Origin of the sequence: Streptomyces niveus (assembly GCF_001723055.1) — a bacterium.
Taxonomy (GTDB): domain Bacteria; phylum Actinomycetota; class Actinomycetes; order Streptomycetales; family Streptomycetaceae; genus Streptomyces; species Streptomyces niveus.
Genome location: NZ_MDCR01000144.1, coordinates 1 through 18,681, shown reverse-complemented (window position 1 = coordinate 18,681; position 18,681 = coordinate 1). Strand labels below are relative to the sequence as shown.

The 18,681-nt window shown below is 70.9% G+C and carries 17 protein-coding genes, 1 pseudogene and 1 riboswitch; of the genes and pseudogenes, 11 read left to right on the top strand and 7 right to left on the bottom strand.

Features of this window, described 5'->3' with window-relative positions; genetic code table 11:
* Positions 1 to 132: 132 nt before the first annotated feature.
* The 6 genes and pseudogenes from BHU15_RS18205 to BHU15_RS18180 form a co-directional block, all read right to left on the bottom strand.
* Positions 133 to 1,215, bottom strand: a complete 1,083-nt coding sequence (locus BHU15_RS18205) for an adenosine deaminase (RefSeq protein WP_209269231.1) — start codon at positions 1,213 to 1,215, stop codon at positions 133 to 135.
* Between the two features lie 411 nt (positions 1,216 to 1,626).
* Positions 1,627 to 1,938, bottom strand: coding sequence for a hypothetical protein (locus tag BHU15_RS18200; RefSeq protein WP_135071556.1), 312 nt, complete (start codon positions 1,936 to 1,938; stop codon positions 1,627 to 1,629).
* Complete coding sequence (locus tag BHU15_RS18195; protein WP_069628156.1) at positions 1,893 to 3,815, bottom strand: TniQ family protein; 1,923 nt, start codon at positions 3,813 to 3,815, stop codon at positions 1,893 to 1,895. The genes BHU15_RS18200 and BHU15_RS18195 overlap by 46 nt, the downstream gene beginning before the upstream one ends.
* A complete protein-coding gene (locus BHU15_RS18190) occupies positions 3,812 to 4,927 on the bottom strand; it encodes a TniB family NTP-binding protein (protein ID WP_069628155.1) in 1,116 nt (371 codons plus the stop codon). Before BHU15_RS18190 ends, BHU15_RS18195 begins: the two co-directional genes overlap by 4 nt.
* Positions 4,924 to 5,897: pseudogene (locus BHU15_RS18185) on the bottom strand (TnsB C-terminal domain-containing protein); the annotation flags it as partial. The pseudogene BHU15_RS18185 and the gene BHU15_RS18190, both read right to left, overlap by 4 nt.
* A gap of 64 nt (positions 5,898 to 5,961) precedes the next feature.
* Entirely contained in the window at positions 5,962 to 7,194 is a 1,233-nt protein-coding gene (locus tag BHU15_RS18180) for an MFS transporter (protein WP_069628154.1), read from the bottom strand.
* Between the two features lie 138 nt (positions 7,195 to 7,332).
* Here BHU15_RS18180 and BHU15_RS18175 point away from each other — a divergent pair, with 138 nt between their 5' ends.
* Positions 7,333 to 8,517 carry an ROK family transcriptional regulator gene (locus BHU15_RS18175; RefSeq protein ID WP_069628153.1) on the top strand — a complete coding sequence of 395 codons (1,185 nt, stop codon included), beginning with the start codon at positions 7,333 to 7,335 and terminating at the stop codon, positions 8,515 to 8,517.
* 85 nt (positions 8,518 to 8,602) lie between these two features.
* Here BHU15_RS18175 and BHU15_RS18170 read toward each other — a convergent pair whose 3' ends face one another.
* Positions 8,603 to 9,355 carry an SDR family oxidoreductase gene (locus tag BHU15_RS18170; protein ID WP_069628152.1) on the bottom strand — a complete coding sequence of 251 codons (753 nt, stop codon included), beginning with the start codon at positions 9,353 to 9,355 and terminating at the stop codon, positions 8,603 to 8,605.
* Between the two features lie 175 nt (positions 9,356 to 9,530).
* A riboswitch (FMN riboswitch) is annotated at positions 9,531 to 9,661 on the top strand.
* A 146-nt stretch (positions 9,662 to 9,807) separates the two neighbouring features.
* Here BHU15_RS18170 and ribD point away from each other — a divergent pair.
* The 10 genes from ribD (at position 9,808) to BHU15_RS18120 (ending at position 18,637) form a co-directional block, all read left to right on the top strand.
* Positions 9,808 to 10,959, top strand: coding sequence for a bifunctional diaminohydroxyphosphoribosylaminopyrimidine deaminase/5-amino-6-(5-phosphoribosylamino)uracil reductase RibD (ribD, locus tag BHU15_RS18165; RefSeq protein ID WP_069628151.1), 1,152 nt, complete (start codon positions 9,808 to 9,810; stop codon positions 10,957 to 10,959).
* Entirely contained in the window at positions 10,960 to 11,577 is a 618-nt protein-coding gene (locus BHU15_RS18160; RefSeq protein ID WP_069628150.1) for a riboflavin synthase, read from the top strand.
* A gap of 23 nt (positions 11,578 to 11,600) precedes the next feature.
* A complete protein-coding gene (locus BHU15_RS18155) occupies positions 11,601 to 12,251 on the top strand; it encodes a nicotinamide mononucleotide transporter family protein (protein ID WP_069628176.1) in 651 nt (216 codons plus the stop codon).
* The gene (locus tag BHU15_RS18150) at positions 12,248 to 13,540 is read left to right on the top strand and encodes a bifunctional 3,4-dihydroxy-2-butanone-4-phosphate synthase/GTP cyclohydrolase II (RefSeq protein ID WP_069628149.1); all 1,293 of its coding nucleotides are present in this window, start codon (positions 12,248 to 12,250) and stop codon (positions 13,538 to 13,540) included. Before BHU15_RS18155 ends, BHU15_RS18150 begins: the two co-directional genes overlap by 4 nt.
* 60 nt (positions 13,541 to 13,600) lie before the next feature.
* Positions 13,601 to 14,086: a 6,7-dimethyl-8-ribityllumazine synthase gene (gene ribH, locus BHU15_RS18145; RefSeq protein ID WP_023543013.1), complete on the top strand. Its 486-nt coding sequence runs from the start codon at positions 13,601 to 13,603 to the stop codon at positions 14,084 to 14,086.
* A gap of 34 nt (positions 14,087 to 14,120) precedes the next feature.
* Positions 14,121 to 14,393, top strand: coding sequence for a phosphoribosyl-ATP diphosphatase (locus tag BHU15_RS18140; RefSeq protein ID WP_023543014.1), 273 nt, complete (start codon positions 14,121 to 14,123; stop codon positions 14,391 to 14,393).
* A 109-nt stretch (positions 14,394 to 14,502) separates the two neighbouring features.
* Positions 14,503 to 15,351 carry an ATP phosphoribosyltransferase gene (hisG, locus tag BHU15_RS18135; protein WP_069628148.1) on the top strand — a complete coding sequence of 283 codons (849 nt, stop codon included), beginning with the start codon at positions 14,503 to 14,505 and terminating at the stop codon, positions 15,349 to 15,351.
* A gap of 14 nt (positions 15,352 to 15,365) precedes the next feature.
* Positions 15,366 to 15,893: a PH domain-containing protein gene (locus BHU15_RS18130; RefSeq protein ID WP_069628147.1), complete on the top strand. Its 528-nt coding sequence runs from the start codon at positions 15,366 to 15,368 to the stop codon at positions 15,891 to 15,893.
* Positions 15,894 to 16,076: 183 nt separating this feature from the next.
* Positions 16,077 to 17,531: a hemolysin family protein gene (locus BHU15_RS18125; RefSeq protein WP_069628146.1), complete on the top strand. Its 1,455-nt coding sequence runs from the start codon at positions 16,077 to 16,079 to the stop codon at positions 17,529 to 17,531.
* Positions 17,528 to 18,637, top strand: a complete 1,110-nt coding sequence (locus BHU15_RS18120; protein ID WP_069628145.1) for a hemolysin family protein — start codon at positions 17,528 to 17,530, stop codon at positions 18,635 to 18,637. The genes BHU15_RS18125 and BHU15_RS18120 overlap by 4 nt, the downstream gene beginning before the upstream one ends.
* Positions 18,638 to 18,681 lie beyond the last annotated feature (44 nt).

Here is an 18,681-nt window from a genome sequence, read left to right as displayed (position 1 = left end):
TGGAGCTCGGCTGTGGTCAGCGTCGAAGCAGACTCACCACAGGGCGACGTTGACTAGGAATGCAACGACGAGGGCTGCGAATAGTCGAAGAATGGCTCGGCGAACGAGACAGCCATCGCCTCTTCGGCACGGTCACACAGCTTGTTCCTGAGCACCCCGTTGCTGTAGCTGAGCCTCAACGCGGTCGAGGTACGTCTGTTGGGCCGCTGGCGGCAGGAAGGCCGAACGGATCGCATTGCGGGCCAGGTTGGCGAGGGTGGTGCGCTCGAGGTCGAGGTGGGCGGCGCTCGACGCGTAGGTGTCGCTGAGGTAGGACTCGAAGTACGCGGGATCGTCCGAGTGCAGCGAAACGTTGAGACCAGCCGCAAGCATCTTCGGCAATGGATGGCTGTTGAGGGACGAAACGACGTTCAGCCTCGCATTCGAGGTGGGGCATACCGTAAGCGGTGTTCGGGCGGCGACGATCTCTTGGACGAGCTTCGCGTCCTCAAGAATGGCGATGCCGTGGTCGATCCGGTCGACCCGCAGAAGTTCGAACGCCTGCCGTACGTAGTCGGCGGGCCCCTCCTCGCCTGCATGAATGGTCGTCTTGAAGTCCTGCCGTTGCAGTTCGGCGAAGTAGCGGGTGAACTTTGCCGGTGGGTTGCCGTTCTCCGCGCCGCCCATGCCAAAACCCGCGATCCGGTCGGCCCACGGCGCAACACTGTCCAAGAGCGCGAAGGCTTCCTTCTCGCTGCGATGGCGGTGCGCGCTCACCAGGAGCGAGGCACTGATCCCGGAGCGCTGCCCGGCATCGGAGATGGCGTCCAGGACGCCGTCCATGACGGTGCCGGTGGCGATGTTTCGGTCGGTGAAGCTCTGCGGGCCGAGGAAGACCTCGCAGTGAACAACACCGTCCGCGTGTGCGCGCTCCAGGTAGGCGGTGGTGAGGTCGTAGAAGTCCTGGCGGGTGCAGAGCACTTGGCAGCCGGCGAAGTACAGGTCGAGAAACGAGGCGAGGTTCTTGAAGCGGTAGGCGGCGCGGAGTTGGTCGGCCGTCTTCCACGGGACGGTGACGTTGTTGCGCTGGGCCAGCGTCATGAGGAGGTCGGGTTCGAGGCATCCCTCGAGGTGGACATGGAGTTCGACCTTCGGTAGCTCCCGGCAGAACCGCAGCATTTCGGAGTCAAGGGTGCCTGGTGTAGAGCCGTTTGGCACGGAGTCGGTGTTGTTCACGTGGGAGGTCTCTTTCTGCCCAAGGGTGGCGCCTCTTGGGCGGCATACGTCGGTCGAGGTTGGCCATGGCACTGCCTCCGACCTCACAGGCAACTCCGGTCTATCTCAGTTCGTCTCGGCGGACAGGCCGAAGGTGTCGAGGCATGTCGTAGCTATGCCTCCAGCGCGGCGAAGATGAGTAGGGGGCGCTCCTCGTCCTCCTCCGCCTGCCTGCAAAGTTAGGCACGCAGGTCAAGATCCGGTAGAGGAGCGTGCTGAATCACGCCATAACCCGTGCCTATCACTGCCGGGGGCTGCAGCGAGGTGGCTGCCAGGTGTGTCAGCTCGGCGGTCGCACGGATGGGGCGAAACGAATCAGCGCCAGAGGAGTACGTGGGATGGAGGGCGGGAGGGCCGTCGCCGCGCCCGCTCCTACGGGAGTGTCCGTTTCCTTGGTCGGCCCCGTCGGGGCACGGCTGGGCGAAGCTGGACGCCGTACTTGAGCAGGGCCAGGCGCACTGTGGCCAGGCTCGTTCCTTCGAGATCGGCGATGTCCTGGAGGGAGAGGCCGTTGTCCTCGTACCAGGTGTGCCATTGCCCGATGCGGGTGGCGGTGTGCTGGGTGCGGCGAAACCGCGGCGGGCTCCAGTCGACTGGGTGCTGTGACAGCAGGTAGATCACGTGGGCCGTCGTGGTGTTCAGCGCGTGCGCGAGGCGGGCGATGGAGTAGTCGCCGTCAGGCACCGCGCGGTGGAGTTCGGCCGCGGTGATGCTGTGAGGGTCGGGCCCGGGCAGCCGCAGCGGACGCAGAAGGGCGGGGTCGAGGCGTGGGGTCCACTGGACGGGTTCGTCAATGTGGTGCTCGTCGAGGATCGTGCGCGCGGTGTGCAGGAGCAGTTCGCTTCGGCGGGCAGGATCCGCCAGCGAAAGCGCAGGTACTGCCCGCGTTGCGAGGCGGTCGCGGGTGCGATGGCCGGGTGCGCGAGGCGTGGGGGTGATCCGGTCAGCGTGTGGAAGACCCAGCGCTGGGCGTGTGCGATGTCGGGGAGGTGGTTCGAACGCAGCCGACGCTGAAGGCTCCGCCATTGCGCCGGGTCGAGGAAACAGGAGCGGGTGGTGAACAGGGCGCGACGTCGCGCGTAGTCGATGGGGCTGCCGTGCTGATCGATCTGTTCGGCGAGCAGGATCAAGGCGTGCATGACGCCCGCGCAGTCGGGGCGGCGCGTGAGTTCGGCGAGCAGGGAGGACACGTTGTGGCTGCTCACCGTGGTACCGGTCAGGCGGGTGGCGGCCCGGATCGGGGTGGTGTTGTCGGCCAGCAGGCAGGCCACCGTGAGGAGTTCATCGCAGCGGCGTGCCACGGGCATGCCGCTGGGGTGCCAGGGAGTCAGGCGCAGCGCCCACTGTGGCCACAGGGCTGTGGGCAGCATCGGCGCCCGGGTGTTCTGGTTGCTCGGGGCGCGGGTGGAGGCGATGGCGGTACGGTGCCGCAGGCGCGCCACCGGCATCACCTTCGCCTCTCTGCTGCGGCGCAGCGCCGCATGCAGCCCCGGCGAGAGGCCGCCGCCCAACAGGCCGACAGCGCCGGGGTGAAGCGGCCGGCCGCCGCCCGAGACCCGGTCGGTCAGCCACTGCGCGGCCTGGGCAGCGGCGGACACCGACGGTGCCGTCAGGATGCGCAGGGCCAGGGCGAGGGCCACCGCGGCAGCGGCGGTATCGCTGGGGGCGAAGGAACTGTGGCCGTTGAACCGCTGAGCGCCGCCCTCGTTGTGCGCGCCTGCAGTCGGCGGGCGGGACCGGTAGAGCTCCAGGCGTCGAAGTACGTCGGATTCGAACCCGTCGGCCAGGTCGCTCGGAGCGGCGTGGTTGAGGACCAGTCCGCCCAGGCACCGTGCGTCGTTCAGTAGGACCCGCAGCGGCGTGTCGTGCGGCACATACAGCGGCCAGGTCACCCGGTCGTCCGGTGCCGCCAAGAGCGTGTCGATGAGCTGTTGCGTTCGCAGCGCGGCGCCCTCGGGCGACAGGCCCGTGACGGGGGTGTCGGTCAGCGGATGGTGGCAGCGGCGTCCGCGCGGCTGGCCGGGCGCCTGGCTCATGCACAGGCCAAGGCGAGGTGTGTCCCTGCGCGGGTGGGCACGCAAGCGCGGAATCTTGAGGCAGTCCGGGCAGCGGTCAGCCAGAAGAACCTGGTGTTGGGTGCAGGCGAATGACCAGCCCAGGCGCCGGGTCAGCTGCCAGCGCCCGCCGCTGTCGGCCAGGCACATGGGGCAGAACCGGGATCCGGCCCGCCCCCACAGCAGATGCGGTTCCACCCGGCGGTGACCGGGATGGATCACGACGGCGTGGCCGTCGAAGCGCTGCAGCGTCATCGCCTCCACGTCGTCCTCGGCAACGCCGGAGACCGCCGCGATCGACGTGATCTCCTCGCCCGTGGTCAGCACCGTCCAACGCGACGACATCGGCTTGGCCAGTACCGCATCCTGGGTCGGAAGGCTCAGTGCGCGAAGCAGGTCATCGAACCGGCAGTGCAGCCGGGCGGCCAGGAACTCCAGCCAGGAATCGAGAGCTTCGCCCCGTTGCGGCGGATACCGCAGCGGCAGGGTCCGCCGCGCGGCGGTCACCGGGACGCGCGGTTTCTGCGTGGCCGGCTGGTGGCCTTGCCCTCACTCAGCGCGTACTCAAGCTCTCTGCGGGCGTGCTCGGCAGCCTCATCGTTTCTGACCTGGTCGAGCAGGTCGCGGGTGAGGCGCTCGGCGCCGGTGCGCTGCGCTCGCAGGCAGCCGCGGTTGACGAGCGTCATCAACGAGCCGATGTGCCCGGTGCTGCGGGCGAAGAGGTAGTCGGACAAGTCGTCGGCGAGCATGCCCGGATAGGCGTCGGCCAGCACAATGCGCTGCTCCAGGGCGAGCAGGAGGTGTCGCCAATGGAGTCGCCCCTGCTCGGAGTCGATGCTGAAGGGCGGCATGTCCAGGCGCGTGGTACGGCGACCGGTCTGTGCCAGCGCCGTGTCGCCGGCCCTTTCGCCTTCGCTGAACAGTCCTTTGTCCGCCAGACCGACACCGACCTTGAGGAGCGTGACGGGAAACTCGTTGGCGATCCACTTCAGGTGATTGCTGACCTCGATCCCGTTGGTCTTGCGCCACTTGAGGAAGTGCAGGTCGTCCAGGATGAGCACACGGACCTCGCACAACAGCATGCAGTCCAGGGCTTGCAGGCCGAGCTGGGCGGCGGTGGACGTGTGGCGGCCGGGATGGCCGAAGAACTCCAGCATCGCCCGGTTCAGATCCTTCATGCCGGTGTTGCCCGTCAGCCCGACCCGGCACACCGGCCACCGCTCATGCCCCTGCGCGGTGAACGCCCCGTGCTCGGCGACCTCGCGGCGGTGGAAGGCGCGGGCGAAGGCGAGCACCGCAGTGGTCTTGCCCAGCCCCGGGAACGCGGCGACGGCCACCGCTCCCTTGGCCTTGTCCCCGTCCTGCTGGTTGCTGTCAACGATGTCCCACAAGTCCTCATGCAGCGAGGCCAGTTGAGGGGTGCGGATCGGCCTCAGATTGGCGTGCCACTGCCGCCGGACCCCGTTGAAGGCGGACCGGGCTTGCTCGTCCAGGGCATGCAGTTCCGTACGGTTCAGCCGCTCGGGCTGGGTGCGGCGCGGAGCGTCGACGAATGCCTGGAAGTCCTCCTTGCGCGACAGGGCCAGATTGCCCAGATCCAGCGCGCCGACCGTGCTCACACGTCCTCCAGGGCGTCCGCGTAGAAGTCGTCTTCGACGGCAAGATCCTCCAGGTCGGCGGCATCGTCATCGCTCATCTCGACCTCGGGCTGCGATGGGTCGGGCTGCTCCGCTGGCGGGGTGGCGCCCAGTGCTGTGCGTACGGAGGCGAGCGTCGCGGTGTCCGGTGACGGCAGCTCGAGGGCCGCCTGCTCGCGCGAGATGCGCAGCGCCATGCCGTGCTCGAACATCTTCGCCGGCGACATCCGCAGGCCCGGCACCCCGGGGATCCACGAGCCCCGCGTGGGGGTGGCAGTGGTAGACCACCGCGGTCCACTCCCTAACGATCGCCTCCAACTCGTCGAGGAAGAAGAACGCCTCACCCTCCGGGTCCTGGCCGCGCGCATGAATATCGGGGCCCTTGTAGCCGGGCAGCGCCTCCAGCAGCTCCTCACGCAGGGTGCGAAGAACCGCTCAACAGGCCCTTTGTCGCGTCCGGTTCGCAGCCGAGCGGGCTGGATCGAGATCCCCATCCGCCGGCAGACGGATGTCAGATGCTCCGAGACGTACACCTTGCCGTGGTCGACCACGAGCGTCTCGGGAACCAACGGCGGAGACGCGAGGCCCGGCCCCTCGGCCGCATCGACGTCCAGCAACAGCGTGCGGGGAATGCCGTGTTCGGGCCAGACCGCGTGCCGCGGCCAGTCCCGCCCTGCCGGCCGGGGCCGGAACGCCTGGTAGAGCACCGCGCAGACGTCCACCGCCTTCGTCGCGACCGGCGTGAGGCGCAGCCTGGTGATGTAGCGGGTGTACCAGTCCATCGCCACCGTCAGCTCGGCCTGCACCCACCGCAGCGTGAGCGGATCGAACGCGAACACGTCCAGCCGCGTGGTGTCCATCAGCAGGTACTCGCCAGGACGGTCGGCCGCAGCTTCCCGTACGGCCCCTCCGGGCGCTCGGCGATATCCCGGTTCCGCTTCGCGCTCAGCCTCGCGCCCTGAACTGACGGCGGACGCGGCCCGTTTGTCCTTCCGCGTCCGCCGTCAGCGGTGCGTTCAGTCGTTCTGTATGGAGGGCGCGGGCTTCGGCGCCCCGGCCCCCGCCCCGTCCGCCGGAGCCGTACGCCGGTCCCCGGTCTTCAGCACGCTCGCGCCCAGCACCAGCCCGAAGGCCAGCACCGTCACCAGCCCGAAGGAGACCACCAGTGACGTCGCGTCGGCCACCGCGCCGATCGCCGAGGGGGCGATCAGCCCCGAGGTGTACGTGATGGTCGCGACGCCCGCGATGGCCTGGCTGGGGTTCGGCCCGCTGCGCCCGGCGGCGGCGAAGGCCAGCGGCACGACCACCGCCACCCCGAGACCGACGAGGGCGAACCCGCCCATGGCGACCACCGGGTTCGGCGCGAGGACCACCAGCGCGCCGCCGAGCGTGGCGGAGAAGCCGCCCACCCTGACGCACCGTACGGCGCCGAAGCGGTCGACCACCCGGTCACCCAGCAGCCGTGCGACGGCCATGGTGAGCGCGAAGGCGGTGGTGGACGCGGCGGCAAGGCCGGGGGAGGTGTCCAGTACGTCCTCCAGATACACCGCCGACCAGTCGAGACTCGCGCCCTCGGCGAAGACCGCGCAGAAGCCGATGGCGCCGATGAGCAGCGCGGACCTCGGCGGCAGCGCGAAGCGCGGCGGCGGCTCGTCGTCCGGCGTGCTGCGCAGATCGAGCACCCACCGGCAGGCGATCAGACCGGCGACCGTGAGCACGGTCGCCGCGATCAGATGGTGCACGCGCGCGTCGCTGTCCATATGGGCGGCGAGCGTGCCGCCCGCGGAGCCGAGCAGCGCGCCCGTGCTCCACATGCCGTGCAGGCTCGACATGATCGACTTGTCGAGCCGGTTCTCTATCTCCACACCGAGCGCGTTCATCGCCACGTCCGACATGCCGGAGGTGGCGCCGTACACGAACAGCGCCAGGCAGAGCGCCAGCAGATTGGGGGCGAGCGCGGGCAGCGTGAGGGAGAGCGTCCACAGCGCGAGCAGCCCGCGCAGCGCCGTACGCGCGCCGAACCGGTGGCTGATCGCCCCGGCCAGCGGCATCGCGACCGACGCGCCGATGGCGGGGAAGGCCAGCGCGAGGCCCAACTGCCCGGCGCTGAGCCCCGCGTGGTCCTGGATCCAGGGGATCCGGGTCGCGAAACTGCCGGTGACGGAGCCGTGCACACAGAAGACGGCGGCCACGGCGAACCGTGCCTGGCGCAGTCGTTGTTCGTCGAAGACCGGTGGTCCACTCGGCATGGCGTCTCGTCCTCCCCGTGCGGCGCGGTCACGCCGGCGCAGCCCTGCGGCAGCGCGGCAGTAAACTATCAGGAACCCTGCATGATAAATAGATGGCGCCGCCCGCGAGAGATCGCGGACATCTGGAAGGATCCAGGCATGGCCGCATCCCCGAGTACGGCTCGCGCCATCAACGACCGCCTCGCCCTGGAACTCCTCCAGGAAGAAGGCCCGTTGACGGCGGGACAGCTCAAAACGCTCACCGGGCTCTCGCGCCCCACCGTCGCCGACCTCGTGGAGCGGCTGCAAGGCTCCGGCCTGGTCAGGATCGTCGGCGAGACGGGCGGCGCCCGCCGCGGCCCCAACGCGCGGCTGTACGGGCTGGTCGCCGACCGGGCGCATCTCGCGGCGCTCGACGTACGGACCCAGAGCGTCGCCGTCGTCGTCGCCGACCTCCTCGGGGCGACGCTCGCCGAAGCGGTGCTGCCCGTCGGTGGCGACACCGGCATCGAGCCGGCCGTCGAGGGCGCCGCGGCCCTGCTGGAGCGCACGGCCCGGGAGGCCGGCGCGGTACGGCTGCACAGCGTCGGCATCGGCGCGCCAGGACTGATCGACCCGGTGACCGGCGAACTGCGCGAGACCAGCGGAGTCCCCGCCTGGCACCGAAGACTTGTCGCCGCGCTCCAGGAACGCCTGCCCGCCACCGTCCTCGTGGAGAACGAGACCAATCTCGCCGCCGTCGCCGAACAGCGCGTCGGCGCCGCCCGCGACCAGGGCGCGGACACCTTCGTCCTGCTGTGGCTGGGTCTCGGCGTGGGCGCCGCCCTCGTCCTGGACGGCAAGGTCCGGCGCGGCGCCTCGGGCGGCGCGGGCGAGATCGGCTTCCTTCCGGTGCCCGGCACCTCGGGGCTGCCCTCGGCCACCGCCTGCGACGGCGGGTTCCATACGCTCGCCGGGTCCGCGGCCATCTGCGAACTCGCCGAGCGCCACGGCCTGTTCGCCGACGCCCGCCCCCAGGAGCCCCCGGCGGCGGCCGTCGTACGCGCCGCCCACACGGCCGGTACGGCCGGCGACGCCTTCCTCGACGCCCTCGCCGGCCGGCTCGCGGTCGGCGCCGCCGCCATCAGCGCCGTACTCGACCCGGGCCGCGTGGTCCTGGGCGGCGAGGTCGGGCACGCGGGCGGCCCGGAACTCGCCTCCCGCGTCGAGGCCCGGCTCGCGGAGATGTCCCCCCTCCGTACGGAGGTGGTGGCGAGCCCGCTGGGCGGCGCCGCCGTACTGAGGGGAGCACTCCTGACAGCGCGCGACGCGGCCCAGGACGACCTCTTCGCGCCACCGGCCTGAGGGGCGTCGGCGAGGCGTCAGCCGGCCGCCGTGTCACATCCTCGTGAATTCCCGCGCATCCCCGTGCGACCCGCGCCCCGCTGGTTCACATCTTCCGAGTCGCCAGGAAGTCCTCGAACGTCTCCTTGCCCACCGCCCGTTCGGGCACCAGTTGATCGCCCCGGCGGTAACTCGCGTACGCCTTCCCGAACAGCGGCATCGGCAGCACCCGGCGCTTGTGACCCGTCGCCCGCAGATAGACGTCGGCCAGCTCCCGCACGGTCAGGATCTCGGGACCGCCGATGTCGGGAACCCGGCCCGACGGCGGGCGCGTGGCCAGGTCCGCCAGCCGGGACGCGACCTCCGCCGACCCGACCGGCTGAAGCCGCACCTCCGCCGGCAGCAGCGCCGCGACCGGCAGTTTCGTCGCACCCTCCAGCATCCGCAGCACAAGGTCGTGGAACTGGGTCGTGCGCAGAATCGTCCAGCCGAGCCCCGAGTCCTCGACCATCCGCTCGACGACCCGCTTGGTCCGGTGGTAGCCGAGCGGCAATCGGTCGACCCCGACGATCGAGACATAGACAAGATGCGGAATCTTCGCGCGTACGGCCGACTCCACGAGATGCGCCGCCGCCCTGTCGTCACCGCCGCGCGGCGACGCCGAGGAAGCGCAGTGGACGACCACGTCCACACCTCTTAACGCCTCGTCGAGGCCCCTGCTGTCGTCGTCGCGCAGATCGACGGCGTACGGCTCTGAACTGCGGCTCAGCGCCCGGACGGTGTGCCCGTCCGTGCGCAGCCGGTCCACGACCTGTCTGCCGAGTGTTCCCGTACCGCCGGTCACGAGGATTGTTGCCATGGCCCAAGCCTGCCAGCGTGTGACGCACCGGGGGACGACAGGGTACGAGCCCGTGTCGCGACCGCCCGGCCCGCCGCTCCCGCCGTCGCCGCCCGGCCACCGTCTGTGAGTCAGCGCACACACCCGGCCCTGATGGCCGACGATCAGGCGTGGCACACTGGTTCCGTACCAGAAGCAGCGCACTCCGGGGTCGGTGCAATTCCGAACCGGCGGTTACAGTCCGCGACCCGACCGCTTCCAGCGGCCGGTTGACCAGGTGAAACTCCTGGACCGACGGTGAAAGTCCGGATGGGAGGCAGTGCGCGGCGGGCCGTCATCGGTACGCCGTCGTCGACGGATCGTCCTTTCCGGACGGTTCGTTTCCTCGGCCTCGGCGTTCCCGTGTGCGTTTCCCGTTTCTCTGTCGTCATCGACAGGCCCCGGAGTCCGTGCCCCAGAGGCAGGAGGACCCGGTGGCCACCACCGCCGACACGGACGCCATGCGCCGAGCCATCGCGCTCGCCGCCCGCGCGCTCGGCGCCACCAGCCCCAATCCGGTCGTCGGATGCGTGATCCTCGACGCCGCCGGACAACCGGCCGGCGAGGGATTCCACCGGCGGGCCGGCGGCCCGCACGCCGAGATCCACGCCCTGCGCGCCGCCGGCGACCGCGCCCGCGGCGGCACCGCCTACGTCACGCTCGAACCGTGCGACCACACCGGCCGCACCGGCCCCTGCTCACAAGCACTCGCCGAGGCCGGCATCGCCCGCGTCGTGTACGCGGTCGGTGACCCCACACCGCAGGCCACCGGCGGCGCCGGCACCCTGCGGGCGGCCGGCGTCCAGGTCGAGGCAGGACTGCTCGCCGAGGAGGCCGAGGCCGGCAACGCCGCCTGGCTCACCTCGGTGCGGCTCGGCCGCCCGTACGTCCTGTGGAAGTACGCCGCGACGCTCGACGGCCGGATCGCCGCGGCCGACACCACCAGCCGCTGGATCACCTCGGCCGAGTCCCGCGCCGACGTCCACCGGCTGCGCGCCGAGGCAGACGCCGTCGTCGTCGGCTCCGGCACCGCGCGCGCCGACGACCCGCACCTCGCGGTCCGCGGCGTCGACGGCGCCGTCCAGCCGCTGCGGGTCGTCGTGGACACCGAGGCCACCGCCGTACGGCCCGGAGCACGGGTCCTGGACGGCGCCGCGCCCACACTGATCGCCGTCGCCGACGACGCGGACACCACGCACCTCAAGGCCGCCGGGCCCGGCGACGAGCCGGTGGACGTCGTACGACTGCCGCGCGCCGAGCGCGGGTTGTCCGTCCCCGCGCTCCTCGCCGAACTGCACGCGCGCGGCGTGCGCTCCGTACTCCTCGAAGGCGGTCCGACGCTGGCCGGGGCCTTCGTCGCGGCCGGGGCCGTCGACAAGGTCGTCGGCTATCTCGCGCCCGTCCTGCTGGGCGCCGGACCAGCCGCGCTCGGCGACGCCGGAATCACCACCATCGCGCGGGCGTTGCGTCTGCGGATGACCGAGACCGTACGGATCGGCCCCGATCTCCGCATCACCGCGACACCCGGACACAGCCCGGCCGACAGCACCACCACCGCTGTTCCCACTTCCCACAAGGAGCGTTGAGTGTTCACCGGAATCGTCGAAGAACTGGGTGAGGTCACCGCCGTCGAGAACCTCGGCGACTCCTCCCGCTTCCGGCTGCGCGGCCCCGCCGTCACCGAGGACGCCAAGCACGGCGACTCGATCGCCGTCAACGGCGTCTGCCTCACCGTGGTCGACCTCGCCGAGGGCGAGTTCACCGCCGACGTGATGGCCGAGACGCTGAAACGCTCCAGCCTCGGCGCGCTCGTGCCCGGCTCACGCGTCAACCTGGAACGGCCCATGGCCGTCGGAGACCGGCTCGGCGGCCATATCGTCCAGGGCCATGTCGACGGCACCGGCACGGTCGTGGAGCGCGAGGCGTCCGAGAACTGGGAGATCGTCAAGATCTCGCTGCCCGCCGACCTCACGCGCTACGTGGTCGAGAAGGGCTCCATCACCGTCGACGGCGTCAGCCTCACGGTGGTCGACGCGGGACCCGACTACTTCACCATCAGCCTCATCCCCACCACCCTCGCGCTGACCACACTCGGCATCAAGCAGCCCGGCGACCCGGTCAACCTGGAGGTCGACGTCATCGCCAAGTACGTGGAGCGGCTGATGGCATCCGGCGCGGGAGACACACAGGGGCCGGTCCGGTGAGCGCGCTGCCCTCGTGGCTGGACATGCCCTGGCTGAACGCGGAGGCGTTCACCGCCTTCGGCCAGCACATCATGTGGTCCGACATGATCGGCAACTCCATCGGCCTGATCGCCCTCGCGCTCGGCTGGCGCCGCTCGATCCTGACCTGGCCCGCGCAGTTCCTGTCCGGCGTCATCCTCGTCACCGCCTACGCCTCCGCGCAGCTCAGCGGCGGCGTCGGCAAGCAACTCCTGGTCATCGGCGTCGCGTTGTGGGGCTGGCGGATGTGGCAGCGCGGACGGCGGCGAGACTCCGACGGCTCGGTCGGCACGATCGCCGTACGGTTCGCCACCTGGCCCGAGCGCTGGCTGCTTCTCGGCGGCACGGCGCTGGGCACCCTCGCCGTCGGCGGCCTCTTCACCGCCGTACCCGAACTGTCCTGGAACCCCTGGCCCGACGCGTACATCTTCGTCGGCACCCTCGCCGCGATGGTCGCCCAGGCACGCGGTCTGGTCGAGTTCTGGTTCGCCTGGCTCCTGGTCGACCTCGTCGGCGTACCGCTCGCCTTCAGCAGCGGACTCCCCTTCTCCGGCTTCGTGTACGTCGTCTACCTCGGCCTCGTCCTGTGGGGGCTGCGCGACTGGTGGCTGCGCACCCGCGTCGACACCCACGCTCTGGAAGGAGCAACAGCATGACCGCACAGCCCACCTGGTACTCCACCGACAACATCGAGGACTTCGCCCTCGACCCCGTGGAGCGGGCGATCATGGACATCGCGGCGGGCCGCCCCGTCGTGGTCGTCGACGACGAGGACCGCGAGAACGAGGGTGATCTCGTCGTCGCCGCCGAGAAGGCGTCCCCCGAGATCATCGCCTTCATGATGCGGGAGTGCCGCGGAATGATCTGCGCCCCCATGGAGGGCGCGGACCTGGACCGGCTCGAACTGCCTCAGATGGTCGACCACAACACCGAGTCGATGCGCACCGCGTTCACCGTCACCGTCGACGCGGCACCGGCCCACGGCGTCACCACCGGCATCTCCGCCTCCGACCGCGCCACCACGCTGCGTCTGCTCGCCGCCGGCGAGCAGGCCACTCCCGGCGACTTCGTCCGGCCCGGCCACATCTTCCCGCTGCGCGCCAAGCCGGGCGGGGTCCTCGCACGCAACGGCCACACCGAGGCGGCGGTCGACCTGGCGCGCCTCGCGGGGCTGCGTCCCGCCGGGGCGATCGTCGAGATCGCGGGCGAGGACGGGGTGATGCTCCGGCTGCCCGAGCTGATCCCGTTCGCGCGCAAGCACGGCCTGACGATCATCTCGATCGAGGACCTGATCGCCTACCGGCGTGCGGCGGAGCCCACCGTGCGCCGTGAGGCCGAGATCAGTCTGCCCACGGCGTACGGCGAGTTCACCGCGTACGGCTACCGGTCCACCGTCGACGGCGTCGAGCATGTCGCCCTCGTCCATGGCGACATCGGCGACGGCTCCGACGTGCTCGTGCGGGTCCACTCCGAGTGCCTGACCGGCGACGTCTTCTCCTCGCAGCGCTGCGACTGCGGCCCGCAGCTCCAGGCGTCGATGCGGCGCGTCACCGAGGCCGGCCGGGGCGTCGTCGTCTATCTGCGCGGCCATGAGGGACGCGGCATCGGACTGCTGTCCAAGCTGCGCGCGTACGAACTCCAGGAGCGGGGGCGCGACACCCTCGACGCCAACCTGGAACTCGGCCTGCCCGCCGACGCGCGGGACTACGCGGCCGGGGCGCAGATCCTCGACGACCTCGGGGTGCGCAGCCTGCGGCTGATGACCAACAACCCCGACAAGGTCCACGCGTTGGAGCGGCACGGCCTGGAGGTGACCGCGCGCGAGCCCATGCCCGTCCAGGCGGGCGAGCACAACCTGCGCTACCTGCGCACCAAGCGGGACCGGATGGGGCACGAACTGCCCTGGCTCGACCCGGCGGCCACATCGGCCTGCGGCAACCAGTAACCACCACGCGCGACCCGCACGACACACCGGCACACCAGCACACGGAACAACAGGAGAGACATGAGCGGCAAGGGTGCACCCGAACTGTCCGTCCGCAACTGCGGCGACCTGCGGGTGGCGGTCATCGCGGCCCTGTGGCACGAGAAGGTCATGGACGGACTCGTCGACGGCGCCCTGCGCGCCCTGCGCGAACTGGGCATCGACGAGCCGACCCTGCTCAGGGTCCCCGGCAGCTTCGAGCTGCCCGTCGTCGCCAAGGTCCTCGCCGACCGCGGTTACGACGCCGTCGTCGCCCTCGGCGTCGTCATCCGGGGCGGCACCCCCCACTTCGACTACGTGTGCCAGGGCGTCACCCAGGGCCTGACGACCGTCTCGATCGACACCGGCGTACCGATCGGATTCGGCGTGCTGACCTGCGACACCGAGGAACAGGCGCTGGACCGGGCGGGACTTGAGGGCTCCCGCGAGGACAAGGGCCACGAGGCGGTCACCGCCGCCGTCGCCACGGCGGCCACCCTGCGTACCGTCGCCGAACCCTGGCGCTGACGGCCCCGCCGGACCGCGTAGGCTAAGCCTCACCATGCCGAAGAAGACGTTCGAGGAGCTCTTCGCCGAGCTTCAGCAGAAGGCCGCCACGGGCGACCCCAGCACCTCCCGCACCGCCGAACTGGTGGACAAGGGAGTGCATGCCATCGGTAAGAAGGTCGTCGAAGAGGCCGCCGAGGTGTGGATGGCGGCCGAGTACGAGGGCCCCGAAGCCACCGCCGAGGAGATCTCGCAGCTGCTGTACCACGTCCAGGTGATGATGGTCGCGCGCGGGATCTCGCTCGACGACGTCTACGCCCATCTGTGAGCACCACCCTCATCGACGTACGACTTAACGGCCCCGGGCGCAGCGGCGCGTCCGGACGCCGCCCGCTCACGGTTCCCCGCTGTCACGCATAGGTAAGGAAGCGACTCCCATGCTGCGTATCGCCGTCCCCAACAAGGGTTCACTCTCCGGGGCAGCGTCGGCGATGCTGCATGAGGCCGGCTACCAGCAGCGCAAGGAGTCCAAGGAACTCGTCCTGGTCGACCCCGAGAACGAGGTGGAGTTCTTCTACCTCCGCCCGCGCGACATCGCGATCTACGTCAGCTCCGGCCGGCTCGACATCGGCATCACCGGACGTGACCTGCTGCTCGACTCGGGCGCGGGCGCCGAGGAGATCCTGCCGCTCGGCTTCGCCCGCTCCACCTTCCGCTTCGCCGCGAAGCCCGGCACGGCCACGTCCGTCGCCGACTTCGGCGGGCTGACGATCGCCACCTCCTACGAAGGCGTCGTCGTCAAGTACCTCGCCGACCAGGGCGTGGACGCCTCCGTCGTGCACCTCGACGGCGCCGTCGAGACGGCCATCGAGCTGGGCGTCGCGCAGCTCATCGCCGACGTCGTGGAGACCGGCACCTCGATGCGCAACGCCGGACTTGAGGTCATCGGCGAGCCGATCATGAAGTCCGAGGCGATCGTCATCCGCCGCAACGGGGCGGACGCCGACGAACCGAAGGTCCAGCAGTTCCTGCGCCGCCTCCAGGGCGTCCTGGTCGCGCGCACCTACGTGATGATGGACTACGACTGCCGCGCCGAGCACCTGGAGCGCGCCGTCGCCCTGACGCCCGGCCTGGAGTCGCCGACCATCTCCCCGCTGCACAACGAGGGCTGGGTCGCCGTCCGCGCGATGGTCCCGGCCAGAGAGGCGCAGCGCATCATGGACGACCTGTACCAGCTCGGTGCCCGCGCCATTCTCACCACGGCCATCCACGCCTGCCGCCTGTGAAGGACTCACCTCCGATGACCGTGCCGGCCGCGCGCCCCGCGCTTCCCGACCCGCTCGCCCTGCCCGTGACGTTCCGGCCGAACGGCACCCGGGCTGTCCTGCTGTCCGTCGGGGCGCTCATGCTCGTCGTCATCACGGCCATGTCCGTGACGCTGGAGAAACTGAACGCGGGGGAGCGGGTCAGCTTCATCTTCGTCGCGCTGCTCTTCTTCGGGGTGCTGTGCCTGCTGAGCCGCCCCAAGGTCGTCGCCGACGACACGGGTGTCACCGTCGTCAATCTCACCCGTGTCCGGCGGCTGGAGTGGCCGGAGATCCTGCGTGTGAATCTGCGCGTCGGTGACCCGTGGGTCTTCCTCGATCTCAGCGACGGCACCAGCCTGCCGGTGCTCGGCATCCAGCCCGGTATCGCCAAGCAGAAGGCCGTACGCGACGCGCGGGCCCTGCGCGCCCTCGTGGAGTCGCGCGGCATCGGTACGGATGCCGCCACCGACGCCGCGAGCGACCCCTCCAAGGACAGCGCCACGGACAACGGTCCCGCGTGAACATTGCGGTCGCCGTCCCAGTGGCTACCCTGGTGGTCGGTGACGCCAAGTGCGCCCCGCCCCGCATCCGACGGCCGTGAGTACCGGCCCGCGGGGCATCCTGCGACCCGAGGAGTGACTCCCTCCAGCAATGGACGGATCATCCGGTAGTACCTGCGCCGCCGCCTTCGAAGAGGCGGCGGCATGACCATCCCCCTTCTGCTGCTCGCCGCGGCATTCCTTCTCATCCTCGCCAACGGATTCTTCGTGGCGGCCGAGTTCGGTCTCGTGACCGTGGACCGGCCGGACGCCGAACGCGCTGCCGCGGCGGGCGACCGCCGCGCCCGCGCCGTCGTCCGCGCCCTGCGGGAGCTGTCCTTCCAGCTCTCCGGCACCCAGCTCGGCATCACCATCACCTCCCTCGTCGTCGGCATGCTCGCCGAGCCCGCGCTCGCGCAGCTGCTCGACGGCCCCCTCACGGCCACGGGCCTCCCCGAAGGGGCCGTGTCCGGCGTCGCCGTGGTGATCGGCGTGCTCCTCGCCTCCGCCGTCCAGATGGTCATCGGCGAACTCGTGCCGAAGAACTGGGCGGTGTCCCGGCCGTTGCAGGTCGCGCGCTTCGTCGCGGGACCGCAGCATCTGTTCGCCACCGTCTTCCGGCCCGTCATCACCCTGCTCAACACGGTGGCCAACCGGCTCGTGCGGCTGTTCGGCGTGGAGCCGACCGACGAGCTGGCCTCGGCCCGCACACCCGGCGAGCTGGTCTCGCTGGCCAGGCACTCCGCGCTGGCCGGCGCGCTCGAACAGGACACGGCGGACCTGTTCGTACGGACCCTGTCCCTCGGCCATCTCACCGCGCAGCACGTCATGACCCCGCGCGTGAAGGTCATAGCCCTCCAGTCGGACGCCACGGCGGCCGACGTGGTCAACCTGACCCGCGCCACGGGCCTGTCCCGCTTCCCCGTCTACCGCGAGCGCATCGACGAGATCGTCGGCATGGCCCATCTGAAGGACGCGCTCGCCGTCCCCGCGCACGAACGGCAGCGCGTCCCGGTCGGCCGGATCTCCGTACAGGCCCAGCTCGTCCCCGAGACGGTGCCCGTGCAGCAGCTCCTGGAGCGGCTGCGCAACGAGCAGCCCATCGCCGTGGTCGTCGACGAGTACGGCGGTACGGCCGGGGTCGTCACCCTTGAGGACATCATCGAGGAACTGGTCGGCGAGGTCCTGGACGAGCACGACAGCGAGGGCGACGGGCGCCCCGAACTCGTCTCCGTCGCCACCGACGACGGGCGCCCCACCTGGGACGCCGAGGGCAGCTGCCGGGTCCTCACCCTCCAGCGCATAGGACTCGAAGTCCCGGACGGGCCGTACGAGACGGTGGCGGGACTCGTCGCCGATCTGCTCGGCCGGATCCCCGCACCCGGCGACCGCGCGGAGCTGCCCGGCTGGCGGCTCTCCGTCCGGCAGGTCGGGCGCTACCGCGCCGAGCGAGTCCGGCTGGTACGCACCGGCGACGTCCCGGCCACCGGCGTACGGCCCCCCGTACCGTCCCGGCAGCCCGCCACGGTCACGGTCCCGGTCTCGGCCACGACGACAGCCGCCGTCGGCACGGAACCCGCGGCGACCACAGCCCCGGCGAAGGCGGAGGCGGCCCGGTGAGCGTCCTCCAGCTTCTCTTCGCCGTCCTGCTCGTCCTCGCCAACGGATTCTTCGTCGGCGCCGAGTTCGCGCTCGTCTCCGTACGGCGCAGCCAGATCGAGCCGCTGGCCGCCCAGGGATCGGCACGCGCCAGACAGGTGCTGCACGGTCTGGAGAACCTTCCGCAGATGATGGCCGCCGCCCAGTTCGGCATCACCATCTGTTCCCTGACGCTCGGCGCGGTCGCCGAGCCCACCGTGGCCCATCTCCTCGAACCGGTCTTCCACGCGGCCCATGTGCCCGAAGGTCTCATCCATCCGCTGGGCTTCTTCATCGCCCTCGCCCTGGTCGTCTTCCTGCACCTCGTCATCGGCGAGATGGTCCCGAAGAATCTCGCCATGGCCGCGCCCGAGAGGACCGCGATCTGGCTCAGCCCCGGCCTGGTCGGCTTCGCCCGGCTCTGCCGCCCCGTCACCGCCGCCCTCGGCGCCTGCGCCACGCTCGTCCTGCGGGCCTTCGGCGTCGAACCCAAGGACGAGGTGGAGGCCGTCTTCACCAGCGAACAGCTCAACCGGCTCGTGGAGGACTCCGGCCAGGCCGGCCTCCTCGAACCGGCTGAGCAGGAGCGCCTGGAGGACGCCCTGGAGCTCGGCTCCCGGCCCGTCACCGACGTCCTGCTCACCCGGGCCGGACTGGTGACGGTGACGCCCGCCGTCACGCCCCGGGAGATCGAGGAGCTGACGGTGCGCACCGGCTTCTCCCGCTTCCCGGTCTGCGCCGACAACACCGGGGTCTTCATGGGGTACGTCCACGTCAAGGACGTGCTCGACCTGGAGGTGCGGGAGCGCGCCGTACCGCAGCACGTCTGGCGGCCGATGACGACCCTGCGGGCCGAACTGCCCCTGGACGACGCCCTCACCGTCATGCGCCGCGCCGCCACACACCTCGCCCAGGTCGCCGACGCGTCGGGCCGGGTGCTGGGGCTCGTCGCGCTGGAGGACGTGCTGGAGATGCTCGTCGGCGAGGTACGGGACCCGTCCCACCGGGAGGCGACGCGGCCGGTGCCGCTGCGCACCGGCGGCAAGGCGGGCCCGCCCGACCCGTCGGACCAGGTCCTCGCGCACTGAGCACGGGGCCGCCGGATGCCGGTGTCCTTGCGCCGGTGTCCCGG